Source organism: Ignavibacteriota bacterium (genome assembly GCA_013285405.1).
Taxonomy (GTDB): domain Bacteria; phylum Bacteroidota; class Ignavibacteria; order Ignavibacteriales; family Ignavibacteriaceae; genus IGN2.
In genome coordinates, this window is sequence record CP053446.1 from 2,974,721 (window position 1) to 2,986,918 (window position 12,198).

11 protein-coding genes are annotated in these 12,198 nt (G+C 33.2%); 10 read left to right on the forward strand and 1 reads right to left on the reverse strand.

The window, feature by feature from the left end:
• Positions 1–29 precede the first annotated feature (29 nt).
• Entirely contained in the window at positions 30–1,253 is a 1,224-nt protein-coding gene (locus HND39_13050) for a hypothetical protein (GenBank protein QKJ97136.1), read from the forward strand.
• Positions 1,254–1,455: 202 nt separating this feature from the next.
• On the opposite strand, the gene HND39_13055 is transcribed toward HND39_13050, so the two are convergent.
• Positions 1,456–2,760 (reverse strand): hypothetical protein, encoded by a 1,305-nt coding sequence (locus HND39_13055; GenBank protein ID QKJ97137.1) that lies wholly within the window; start codon positions 2,758–2,760, stop codon positions 1,456–1,458.
• Between the two features lie 41 nt (positions 2,761–2,801).
• Between HND39_13055 and HND39_13060 the strand changes: the two genes are divergently transcribed.
• The 9 genes from HND39_13060 (at position 2,802) to efp (ending at position 12,189) form a co-directional block, all read left to right on the forward strand.
• Entirely contained in the window at positions 2,802–3,938 is a 1,137-nt protein-coding gene (locus tag HND39_13060) for a glycerate kinase (protein ID QKJ97138.1), read from the forward strand.
• Positions 3,939–4,011: 73 nt separating this feature from the next.
• The gene (thyA, locus tag HND39_13065) at positions 4,012–4,851 is read left to right on the forward strand and encodes a thymidylate synthase (protein ID QKJ97139.1); all 840 of its coding nucleotides are present in this window, start codon (positions 4,012–4,014) and stop codon (positions 4,849–4,851) included.
• On the forward strand, positions 4,848–5,333 hold the full coding sequence (locus tag HND39_13070; protein QKJ97140.1) for a dihydrofolate reductase: 486 nt from the start codon (positions 4,848–4,850) through the stop codon (positions 5,331–5,333). The genes thyA and HND39_13070 overlap by 4 nt, the downstream gene beginning before the upstream one ends.
• On the forward strand, positions 5,326–7,176 hold the full coding sequence (gene mutL, locus HND39_13075; protein ID QKJ97141.1) for a DNA mismatch repair endonuclease MutL: 1,851 nt from the start codon (positions 5,326–5,328) through the stop codon (positions 7,174–7,176). Before HND39_13070 ends, mutL begins: the two co-directional genes overlap by 8 nt.
• Before the next feature lie 50 nt (positions 7,177–7,226).
• Positions 7,227–8,882 (forward strand): methylmalonyl-CoA mutase family protein, encoded by a 1,656-nt coding sequence (locus tag HND39_13080; GenBank protein ID QKJ97142.1) that lies wholly within the window; start codon positions 7,227–7,229, stop codon positions 8,880–8,882.
• Positions 8,882–9,784 (forward strand): decaprenyl-phosphate phosphoribosyltransferase, encoded by a 903-nt coding sequence (locus tag HND39_13085; GenBank protein QKJ97143.1) that lies wholly within the window; start codon positions 8,882–8,884, stop codon positions 9,782–9,784. Before HND39_13080 ends, HND39_13085 begins: the two co-directional genes overlap by 1 nt.
• A gap of 45 nt (positions 9,785–9,829) precedes the next feature.
• Positions 9,830–11,059 carry an HlyC/CorC family transporter gene (locus HND39_13090; GenBank protein ID QKJ97144.1) on the forward strand — a complete coding sequence of 410 codons (1,230 nt, stop codon included), beginning with the start codon at positions 9,830–9,832 and terminating at the stop codon, positions 11,057–11,059.
• Positions 11,056–11,457 (forward strand): DUF393 domain-containing protein, encoded by a 402-nt coding sequence (locus HND39_13095; protein ID QKJ97145.1) that lies wholly within the window; start codon positions 11,056–11,058, stop codon positions 11,455–11,457. Before HND39_13090 ends, HND39_13095 begins: the two co-directional genes overlap by 4 nt.
• Positions 11,458–11,625: 168 nt before the next feature.
• Positions 11,626–12,189: an elongation factor P gene (efp, locus tag HND39_13100; GenBank protein QKJ97146.1), complete on the forward strand. Its 564-nt coding sequence runs from the start codon at positions 11,626–11,628 to the stop codon at positions 12,187–12,189.
• The last annotated feature ends 9 nt before the right edge of the window (positions 12,190–12,198 follow it).

The following is a 12,198-nucleotide window of genomic DNA, read 5'->3' on the forward strand; positions in this document are numbered from 1 at the left end:
TAATCCGACAAAATTTTTAGAAACTTCAATTGACGATAAGAATTAAACACTATTTATTTCTTTTTATATTAATCTTTGTTATCTCCCTTTTTTTCAAGTTAAAAATTGTTTATGAACTTCCGCTCGGAACTATCTCAAACGAATATGGACTTTCTGGTTTTGATGATGAACCAGCTCATCTTAATTATGTAAAATACCTATTAGATAATAATAAGCTGCCAAAATTTGAAACTAAAGTAATTGATCCGAATGCCTTTGTAACAAATGAATTTGAATATCATCAACCCCCACTCTACTATTCAATTATTTACTCTCTCTCGAAACTTTTTTTTGTGACTGATTTAAATGAAATACTAATCTTAGGCAGAATATTCAATGTTTTTCTCAGCTTGGTGGGACTAATTGTTCTATTTACTATTTTCAAAGTATTAGAATTATCAGATGTTGAAATACTGACTGCACTATCAATTTATCTATTACTTGGAAGTTCAGTTTATCAGTTTACCGTATTTGGAAATGATGCATTATCATGGGTTTTACTTTGGTTTCTCCTCTTACTTATCCTAAAAGGAATTATTAAAAACTGGATTATGATAGTCATTGTACTTACTCTTTCTCATTATACTAAGTTAAGTATCCTGCCTTTTTATCTTTTACTATTTTTATCTCTTTTTCTGGAAATTAAAAAGTACGGTTTATCCAGAACCATGACTACAAAAGTCATTGCTGTTATGGTTTTACCTCTAATATTTTCTCTGCCATGGTATATACGAAATTATAATGAATATGGCAGTTTTTTCTTAATTAATTTTTTTAATGGTGAGTGGCATTTCGTAAAAACATTCGAAGAATCATTTGTCAAGTTAATGAAAATGCCGTATTCATTTTTGTTCAGGATGCACTTTTTACCACCTAAATACGTATTATCCTGGTTAAATATTATTCCATATTTGTGGCTGGGTGCAAGCATTGTTTTATGGATTTTGCGAGTACGGAATATTTTTAAATTCGGTTATAAGATCCAGATTTTAAATTTCCTTTTAATCTTAATAGTCGGAGCTTATTTGTATTATGCTATTCCAACCGGATACACTGAAGGAAGGTTTCTTTATCCAGCATTACCTGCAATTATTTACTATATGACCGAGGTACTTTTTGAAAAAAAAATAAAGGATATCCTTTTTGAAGGATGGCAAATTGCTTTTGTCCTTCTGGTATTTTTGCCATCTTATGTTGTTGGATTTTATTTCTAATGATATAAGAATCATATTATTTTTTTTGATTCTCAAAATCATAGTTAAACACACGACTTTTTCTTTCACTCGATTCCCACGAGAAGTTGACTTCAGGATATGAGTTATTTACTAATCCCATTTAACCTGATTACGGAAAATTTACTAAGCTTTCATTCAAGTAATAATTATTTTATAAGTTTTATCTTTCATTAAGTACAACTTAATCATTTAGTTTGAATTTCACATGTAAACAATAGGCTGCAAACGGAAGCAGAAGAATAAACATTGGATATTTATATCGTGGTGTACCAACTGTAACCATGATCATTAAGCTGGCAAAAAAAGAAAAGAGTAAAATTAAACTTATATCATCTGTTAAAAGTTTCTGTTTAAAAAGTTTATAAGTTTCCAAGACGATCAAAAACAATAAAAAGTAATAGAACAGATGTGATACAAGCAAAATAAAAAAGTAAGAAAATTTTTCGAAGGTTGAGCTATGCGGTAAGGCTTTATTAAAATCTCCTTCAGTTAAAAGAATTCTGATAACATGCAAAAAATTTGTATCACCAAATCCTAATAGATTTGAAAGCGAAACATCATCCCAACTATATGCGTAAAAAAGTTTCATTGGTGCTAATAAAATCCATTTAAATGGATGCTCAGTAATCCAACTAATCGCTTTCTCCTGATAAAATTTGCCTTTTTGCAAATAAGTCATCGTATCAGGATGTTCGAGATAACCCGCTTTACTATATTCAAGAACTGTAGAGTTGAAAGCACCTGTCGCATCATCATTTGCACCGAGTAATAAATTTATCGGACCTGTTGTAGATGAATATTCAAACTTTCCGAAGTGGGAATTAATGAATGTTCCGAATAAAAAAATAAAAACAAATGTGCCTAAATAAATATATGAATATGTTAATTCAGGTTTTTTAGTTTTTATAATCTTATATATATGAAGCAAAACAAATGTCGCTAATAAAGCCCAGCCGAGTGGTCTCACTGCTATAGAAGCACCAAGAAATATCCCGGATAAAACCATTGATACGGAATTCTTATGAAGATAAAAATAAATTGAAGCCGAAATAAGTAATAAGAAGAAAAGTTCAGAATAATTTTGAAGAATTAAAGCCATTGTGTTGAAATAGAATAAGAATAAAAGCACAGTCAGCCGGGCTACAGATTTTGAAAATAGATGCAGAGAAATTTTATAAAGCAAGTAAATTTGTAAAAGTATAATCAAAAGATTTAAAATACTTATCGAGATTGTTGAATTATAAATCTTCAGAAGAATGATTAGAATATTTATATAAAGCGGGGCAACTATATAATCTTCATAATAATGCACTTGAGCTGGATAAAATTCATCTAATCTAATACAGTCCTGGGCAAGTTTGTAATAATATTGTGCATCATTACCGTAATTTAAATTGAGGCTAAAAATTAGTATTAGTTGAAGAACAACGTAAATGAAAAGAATAAAATTTATTTTTGAGGTAAGAAAATCAATAAGCTTTTTCATAACTGAAATCAAATATAAGAAAAACTGATTTTTATTTATCGATGGAAAAACGAATCCTGATAGCTCCAAACAGTTTTAAAGAATGTGCCGATTCAGTAACAATTGCTGAACTGATCAGGGAAAATCTGAGTCAGTTAACCTATTATGATTTGATAGTAAAACCGATATCTGATGGAGGAGATGGCTTTTTAAATGTTTGCAAGCAAAACTTTGGTGGGGAAATAAGATTTTATTCTATTTCCACTGCCTATGACGAAAATAAATTTAGCTGTCCAGTTCTGTATTGTCAGAGCCGAAACGAAATTTATATTGAATCTGCTGAAATACTCGGATTAAAGGTGGTACCAATACAGTTAAGAAATCCATTAGAACTATCGTCAAAAGGTTTAGGTGAATTACTGCTTAGAATTAATGAAGAAGTTTCTAATGAAGCTATTAAGATAGATAGAGTTTATGTTGGAATTGGTGGAACGGCAACTATTGATATGGGAATTGGAATGATGTCTAAGTTAGGTCTAAAACTACTCGACCAGGGAACAAATGAATTAAATGTGCTCCCTAAAAATTATTTCAAAGTTGCTGATATAATATTTGTACCAATTCAATTTTCATTTGAGATAATTCCAGTGATAGATGTTAACAACCCGTTACTTGGTGAGTATAATGGAATTGAGACTTATGGTCTCCAAAAAGGTGCGAACGAAAACTCAATCATCTTATTAATGAATTATTTTAATCATCTTATAAACTTATTAGAAAATAAGAAGTTATCTATTTCTTCTCAAAGTTTATCTGGCGCTGGTGGTGGAATCCCTGCAAGTTTGCAAATTTTCTATAACACTCCACTTTACTCCTCACAAGATTTTATACTTCAGGATATTGGTTTGAAGAGCTTGACTGATGAAGTTGATTATCTGATAACCGGAGAAGGTTCATTTAATCATCAATCAAACTCTGGTAAGGGAGCAGGAATTTTAATTGATTTATTCAAATCGTCTGTGAAAAAAATATTTCTGGTTTGCGGATATATTGATTCTTCTGTCAAATCAAAACTTCCAGATAATGTCATTCCAATTGAGCTAAACAAATATTTCAATTCCGAAACTGAATCAATAATGAAGTATAAAGATGGAATCAGAAGAGCTTGCGATGAAATAATTAATCAGGTTGACTTTTGATATTTTATCACATTCTAAAAATTCGCTAAATTGTAATTGAAATCAATCATTCTTCTAAAAATTTCTTATATAAATGAAGCAATATCTTGAGTTAGTAAAAACAGTCATGGAAAATGGCGTAAGAAAACAAACACGAACAGGTGTTGATACGATCTCTTACTTTGGTGCTTTTTACAAAGTTGATTTGAAAGACGGATTTCCGCTTTTAACTACAAAAAAAATGCAATGGAAATCTTTATTACACGAAGTGTTGTGGTATTTGTCCGGTGAAAATCATATTAGAAATCTCAGACAACACACAAAAATCTGGGACGCATGGGCTGATGAGAATGGAGTTCTTGAAACTGCTTATGGTTATTACTGGCGACATTTTCCAAGCGCACAAAAAAACAAAAATGGTGAATGGGTCGTTCGTGAAGTTGATCAAATTCAATATGTAATTGATGAGATTAGAAGAAATCCCAACAGCAGAAGACTTGTAATTTCTGCATGGGAGCCGGGCAATGCAACGACAAGTAAACTTCCTCCTTGCCACTATACTTTTGTTTTCAATGTGAACGATGGAAAGCTGAATTGTCATCTGACTCAAAGATCAGGTGACATTGCTCTTGGTATTCCATTTAACTTAGCTGCCTACTCATTGCTGACCCAAGTAATTGCTCAACAAGTTGAGTTGGTACCTGGTCAGTTTGCGCATACAATTGTCGATGCTCATATTTATATCGGAGAGAAAGGAACAGAAAGTGAAAGATTTGATCATCTTGAAGGATTAAAAGAACAGTTAAAACGAGAGCCTTTACCTTTACCCAAACTGAAAATTGTAAATAAACCAATTGATCAACTTAAGTTTGAGGATTTTGAATTGTTGCATTATCAGTATCACGATAAAATCAGTTTCGAGGTTGCTGTTTGAAGTTAATAATCATTGCAGCGATTGCAAAGAATAATGTTATCGGAAAATTGAGTGGAGAGATGCCATGGCATATTAAAGAAGAGTTTCAGCATTTTAAACAAACAACCCTGGGATCAGCTATAATTATGGGAAGAAAAACATTTGAGACTCTTGGAAAACCACTTAAAGGAAGAGAAAATATTATTGTGACAAATAATAAGAATTACATTGTTGGTTTTGAAGAAGTGAAGATTTTTCATTCATTGGAACATTCGATAAACTATTGTAAGATAAAAAACTATGAAAGAGCTTTTATAATCGGAGGGGGAAATATCTATCAGCAGGCAATGTTTCTTGCAGATGAAATGATTTTATCGTTTATGAAATTTGAAGCGGACGGCGAAATAACTTTTCCTGAAATTAATAAAAGTGATTGGACAATTAATTCAACTGAAGACAGAGAACAGTTTGAGATAAGAAGATATGTGAGAAAGAATGGCTAAAAGAATTAAAATATTACCCGAAAATATTGCGAGTAAAATTGCTGCCGGGGAGGTTGTCCAACGACCTGAATCCGTTGTTAAAGAATTAATGGAAAACGCAATAGACGCTGATGCAAAATCTATTGAAGTAAGTATTAAGCGTGCCGGAAAGAATTTTATCCAGGTTTGTGATGATGGAATTGGAATGGCAGAAGAAGACATTATTCTATCCGTTCACAAACATGCAACCAGCAAGATAGCAGCATTTGAAGATCTTGAAGCAATAAAAACACTTGGATTTCGCGGCGAAGCATTGAGTTCAATTGCTGCGGTAAGTCAACTTGAAATAAGAAGCGAAACAAGAGAAGACGAAATAGGTACGATATTACGAAATGATGAGTCAGGAAATGTAAAAGTTGATAAAGGCTCATTTCCGAAGGGAACTTGTGTCACTGTAAAAAATTTATTCTTCAATGTTCCTGCCAGACGAAAATTTCTAAAAACAGATACGACTGAATTCAAACACATTGTTGATTCATTTAACAGGATTGCATTAAGTCATTCTCAAATTTCATTTAAATTTTTAAACGGCGTTGATGTTGTATTTGACTATCCTGCTGAAACACTTGCAGAGAGAGTTGGTCATGTGTTCGGTGAAAATATGACTGATGCTTTGATACCTTTGGAAGAAAAGACGGATTTAATCAGTGTTCACGGTTATGTCGGGAAACCAAGCTTATTAAGAAAATCAAAAGGTGAACAGTATCTTTTTCTTAACTCCAGATTTATTACCAATAAAAATATAAATCATGCTGTCTTCACAGCTTATGAAAATATTCTTGAAAAAGGAGATTATCCTTTCTTCCTGCTTTTTATTGAGATTGATCCTGAACGAATTGATGTGAATATTCATCCAGCAAAACTTGAAGCAAAGTTCGATGACGAAAAAGACATTTATAATTTTATTCTTTCAGTGGTAAGAAAGAACATTGGATCGTTTGATTTGGTACCCTCGATGGTATTTAACGAAAATGAATTTTCAGAAGAGAAATTGATAGTCAATAAATTTCAGCCAGTCCTCCCGGGAGATTTTTCTGACAGACCAAAACGAGAAAGATATCAACAGGAAACTAAAAGATACTCAGAAGAAGAAATTGATTTACTTTTTGGCTCCATTACTGACGATGTTTTAATAAGAACCGAAAATAAATCTGAACAGAAAATTCCTTTCCAAAGTGAAAAGAAGGAAATACCTCACGATAAAGCTGATCAAACCAAGAATGAAAATTCAGTTGAATCTCCTTTTATTATTCAGCTTCACAACAAGTATATTTTATCTCAAATAAAATCGGGATTAATGATAATTGACCAGCACGTAGCACACGAAAGAATTCTCTATGAAAAAGTGTTGAACAGGCTTGATACAGATATACCGTTTTCTCAGCAATTACTTTTTCCCAAAAAAGTTAAAACCGATCCGGCAAGACTTGCGTTGTTAAAAGAACTTGAACCCTATTTAAGCCGGCTTGGTTTTCAAATAAAGTTTCAGGCGAAAGAAACCATAAAGATTGAAGGCGTTCCTGATGACGTAAAAAAAGGTTCAGAGGAACAAGTTCTCTTTGATTTACTTGAAGAATACTCTTTAAATGAACGAGAGAAACATCTTGAACAAAAAGATAATTTTGCAAAATCATTTTCCTGTAAAGCGGCTATTAAAGCCGGCGATAAACTTGATGAACGTGCAATGCGATTATTGATTGATCAACTTTTTGCTACATCAATGCCTTACGTTTGCCCGCACGGAAGACCAATTGTTATCAAAATATCATTAAATGAATTTGACAGAAGATTCGGCAGAACTTAAATTTAAGTTTAATAAACAGGTAATTTTAATATCAATTCGAAAGAAAATTTATGCTTGACAAAAAATACCTTGAGAAGAGAACAGAGTATGATGAAAAATTAAGATCAATGAAAACTACAGGAATGAAGTTTACTTCAGTCAGCGGCGAAAAAATAGATCCGCTTTATGGTCCTGACGATGTTGAGAATATAAATTATCTGACTGATATTGGTTTTCCTGGTGAGTATCCTTACACGAGAGGAATCCATCCTAATGGATACAGAGGGAAAATATGGACGATGCGGCAATTTGCTGGTTTCGGAACTCCCGAAGACACAAACGAAAGATATCATTATTTGTTGAAGAGAGGACAAACCGGACTTTCAGTTGCCTACGATCTTCCGACACTTATGGGCTGGGATGCTGATTCACCATTAAGTGAAGGTGAAGTTGGTATTTGTGGTGTCGCAGTTTCATCAATAAAGGATATGGAAATTTTATTTGATAAAATTCCACTCGATAAAGTTTCTACATCAATGACTATCAACTCACCGGCAGCGATGATATTTGCAATGTATCTTGCAGTTGCACGCGATAGAAATATTACCTTTAATGATTTACGCGGAACTCTTCAAAACGATATTTTAAAAGAATATATAGCACAAAAAGAATATATCTATCCACCAAGACCTTCGATGAGAATAATAACAGATATGATTGAATACTGTACGAATGAAGTTCCGCAATGGAATCCGGTTTCTGTAAGTGGATATCACATTCGGGAAGCAGGTTCAACAGCAGTTCAGGAATTAGCTTATACTTTGGCGGATGGTTTTGCTTATATCGAGGCATGCATTGAAAGAGGACTTGATGTTGATGCATTTGCACCAAGAATTTCTTATTTCTTTAACTCCCATCTTGATTTCTTTGAAGAGATAGCTAAGTTCCGTGCTGCACGAAGAATATTTGCAAAGAGAATGAAAGAAAAATACAAAGCAAAAAATCCGCGTTCATGGTGGATGAGATTTCACACACAAACTGCAGGATGCACGTTGACCGCACAACAGCCGGAAAATAATATTGTCAGAACAGCTTTCCAGGCATTAGCTGGTGTACTCGGTGGAACTCAATCTCTTCACACTAACTCAATGGATGAAACTCTTGCGCTGCCAAGTGAAAAAGCTGTGCGAATCGCACTCAGAACACAGCAAATAATCGCTTATGAAACCGGAGTGATTAATACAGTCGATCCGCTTGGAGGAAGTTATTATGTTGAAGCATTAACAGATAAAATGGAAGCAGAAACAAATAAAATATTTGATCAGATAGATGCTATCGGTGGTGTTATTCCTGCAATTGAAGCAGGGTATTTCCAGAAGGAAATAGCTGATGCTGCATACAGATATCAGCAGGAAGTTGAAAGAAAAGAAAAATTTATCGTCGGTGTAAACGAATTTGTAGAAGAGAATGAAAAAATTGAAATTCCGATTTTAACTATTTCTCCCGAAGTTGAAATTGCACAAAAGAAAAGGCTTGCTGATCTGAAGCAAAGCAGAAATCAGAACGATGTTGATAATAGTCTTACAGAAATACTTGCAGCCGCTGAGAATGGAAATAATTTAATGCCGGTTTTTGTAAAAGCTGCACATAATAAAGTTACACTTGGTGAAATGGTCGGAGAGCTTAGAAAAGTTTTTGGAACTTATGATGAAGTAGTTGTATTCTGATGAAACTATTTAAGTTTCTTCGGCTTATCCGTGTTCATCATTGGATCAAGAATGTTTTTGTTTTTGTTCCGTTGCTGTTTTCGCTCCATCTCTTTAATAAAGTTTATTTCATAAAATCATTATATGCATTTATAGTATTTTGTCTCGCATCGAGTGCAATTTACGTTATCAATGATCTTGTTGATATTGATTCTGACCGGGTACATCCTGTAAAAAAGAACAGACCTTTACCCTCAGGAGCAATTTCTGTTTCAACGGCTGTCATTACTGCTTCAGCATTAGTAGTGATCGTATTCTGGACGATGATGTATTTTAATACCGAGTTCATTTTGCTGGTGGTAGCATTTATAGTTCTAAATGTTCTGTATTCATTCTGGTTAAAGAATATTGTTTTGCTTGATATATTTTCTATTGCTGCAGGTTTTTCAATGAGAGTACTTGCCGGCGCTTTTGTAATTCAGGTTCCAATATCAAGCTGGCTTATACTTACAACAATGTTTATATCCTTGTTTCTTGGTGTAATGAAGAGAAGATCAGAGCTTGTTCTAATCACTGAAGCCAGCAAGCAAATTCCGGATAACGCAGAGCAAAAAAGCAGAAAAGTTTTAACACAATACTCTCTTAACTTTGCAGATCAACTCGCCACAGTTGCTGCAACGGGTGTTATAGTTTGTTATGCATTATACACTGTGGCACCAAGAACTGTCTCTGCATTTCAGACTGAAAGACTAATTTATACAACTCCGTTTGTAGTATTCGGGATTTTCAGATTTATGTATCTTGAATACATTAACAGAAAAGGAGAAAACACTACCAGAACTCTGGCTTCTGATATACCGATGATATTGAATGTATTGGCTTATGCTGTCTTTACAATTTTCATTATTTATAAATTGATCTAAGTATTTTTTATCAAAATCTGAAAAAGATTTTTATCAACTGATTTTATGGATAATCAAATAATATATCTTATCATCTTAGTTGCGCTGAGTGCATTCTTTTCGGGGACTGAACTAGCCTTTGTTGTTGCAAATAAATTAAAAATTGAAGTAAGAGCACGAAAAAATAACATTGCAGCGTTAAGTGCAAAATACTTTATCAATCATCCGCAGAATTTCTTCTCTACGATACTTATCGGAAATAATATTGTTAATATCAGTTATGCATCACTTGCAACTGTTTATTTAACATCTTTATTCGGCTGGTCAGAATTAAAAATTCTGATCGTAACCACAATCATCATTCTATTTCTTGGTGAAATTTTTCCAAAATATTTTGGAAGAGAACTTGCTGACCGTTTAGTCCTTTTAACTGCTCTTCCATTACGTCTTGCTTCGTATGTTCTGTTTCCGTTTGTTAAAATCACTTCCGCCATTTCAAACAGAGTTGTACAAACGTCAAGTCTTAAAACAGATAATATCTATCATCTTTTTGATAAAGAGGATATAAAAGGATTAGTGAAAGAAAGTGAAATAGCAGGTATAGTTGATAAAAGAGACAGCATGCTTATCAATAAAGTAATTGAGCTTGGTGATCAGAGAGTGTATGAAGCTATGACTCCAAGAACAGAAATAATTGGTATTGAAATTACAAGAGACATTAAAGAAGTGCTTAAAGTTTTTGTTGAATCAGATTTTTCCAAACTGCCGGTTTATGAAGATAGTCTCGATAACATCAAAGGTGTGTTGCTTGCAAAAGATCTTTTCAAATCTCCAGCTACAATAAAAGACATTCTTCGTGATGTCAGCTTTATTCCTGAAACCAAAAAAAGTTTTGAAGTGCTGAATGATTTTCTGGAAAAAAGAAATTCAGTTGCAATTGTAATTGATGAGTATGGCGGAACAGCAGGTATCGTGACAATTGAAGATATTCTCGAAGAATTATTTGGCGAGATTGAGGATGAATTTGATATTCAGGAGGATATATGCCGGAGGATCGCAAAAGATACTTACATCATCAGCGGTAAAGTTGAAGTAGATCATATCAATGAAAAATATAATCTGAATATTGAGGAAGGGGATTACGAAACACTTTCAGGGTTTATTACATCAAAGTGCGGTAAAATTCCTGCTGAAGGTGAAGTCATCACAATCGATAATTTCAGAATCCAGATAATTCGTGCAACTGCTCAGAAAGTTGATCTTGTAAAATTATCACTTCTCACTCCTTCAATTTGAGTGGTCAAAAGCAAATTATTCTTTTTGACGGAGTCTGTAATTTTTGCAGTTTCTGGGTTAACTTCGTAATTAAAAGAGATGCAAAAGATATTTTCAGGTTTGCTTCACTTCAATCCGATATTTCAAAAAATCTGATGCGAAAATTTAATTTTGACAGCACTTCGCTGGATACATTTGTTTTAATTGCTGATGATAAATTATATACAAAATCCACAGCAGCACTTCGGGTATGTAAAGAACTTAAAAGTCCGCTTAGAATAATTTATCCTCTGATAACATTTCCGAAATTTATTCGGGATTTTATTTACGATCTGATAGCAAAACATCGTTACAAAATTTTTGGAAAAAGGGAAGTATGTTATCTTCCATCAAGCAATATCAACAAATTTCTTAAATAAAAAACAATTCTTACTTCTGACAGGAAACGAAATTTCAACTGTTCAAGAACCGGATGAAGCGGAAGAAAAGATCAAAATTCAGTAAATTAACGACCACAAAAATTAATTAACTTCGTATTATGGCTTAGTCAGCCAACGAATATTTCAAAACAAAAAAAAGTTTTAACAATGGCAATTCAAGCTAATAATATTAGAAAAGGAATGGTAATTTTATTTGAGGGTTCTCCTTGTAAAGTGATGGAGTTTCATCATCATACACCCGGTAATTTGAGAGCAATGGTGCAAACACGTTTAAGAGATCTTATCAGCGGAAATTCATTCGAACATCGTTTTCGTTCAATCGATTCGCTTGAAATTGTAATTCTCGAACAACATAAAGTGGAATATCTTTATTCGGATGACTCCCATCATCATTTTATGAATACTGAAAATTATGAACAAATTGCTTTAAACAAAGATGATGTCGGTGATGCTGATAGATGGTTTGTACCTGGCTTAAAGATAGAAGTGGAACTTTATAATGGCTCACCGATTGGTGTAGAACTTCCTTCTTCAATGGTATTGGAAGTAGTTGAAACAGAACCTCAACTTAAAGGTGCCACTGCATCAAATCTAAATAAACCAGCTAAATTGGAGAATGGCGTAACAATTCAAGTTCCACCTTTTATAGCAATTGGTGAGCGCATTCGTGTCAATCCAAATGAATCAAGATATATTGAACGGGCGAAGTAAAGTGAGTTG

Excerpts from the sequence above, each read along its gene's own strand:
- HND39_13085 (QKJ97143.1), top strand. The coding sequence starts at position 8,882 with ATGAAACTATTTAAGTTTCTTCGGCTTATCCGTGTTCATCATTGGATC.
- HND39_13080 (QKJ97142.1), top strand. The coding sequence starts at position 7,227 with ATGCTTGACAAAAAATACCTTGAGAAGAGAACAGAGTATGATGAAAAA.
- HND39_13090 (QKJ97144.1), top strand. The coding sequence starts at position 9,830 with ATGGATAATCAAATAATATATCTTATCATCTTAGTTGCGCTGAGTGCA.
- thyA (QKJ97139.1), top strand. The coding sequence starts at position 4,012 with ATGAAGCAATATCTTGAGTTAGTAAAAACAGTCATGGAAAATGGCGTA.
- efp (QKJ97146.1), top strand. The coding sequence starts at position 11,626 with ATGGCAATTCAAGCTAATAATATTAGAAAAGGAATGGTAATTTTATTT.
- mutL (QKJ97141.1), top strand. The coding sequence starts at position 5,326 with ATGGCTAAAAGAATTAAAATATTACCCGAAAATATTGCGAGTAAAATT.
- HND39_13060 (QKJ97138.1), top strand. The coding sequence starts at position 2,802 with ATGGAAAAACGAATCCTGATAGCTCCAAACAGTTTTAAAGAATGTGCC.
- HND39_13055 (QKJ97137.1), bottom strand. The coding sequence starts at position 2,760 with ATGAAAAAGCTTATTGATTTTCTTACCTCAAAAATAAATTTTATTCTT.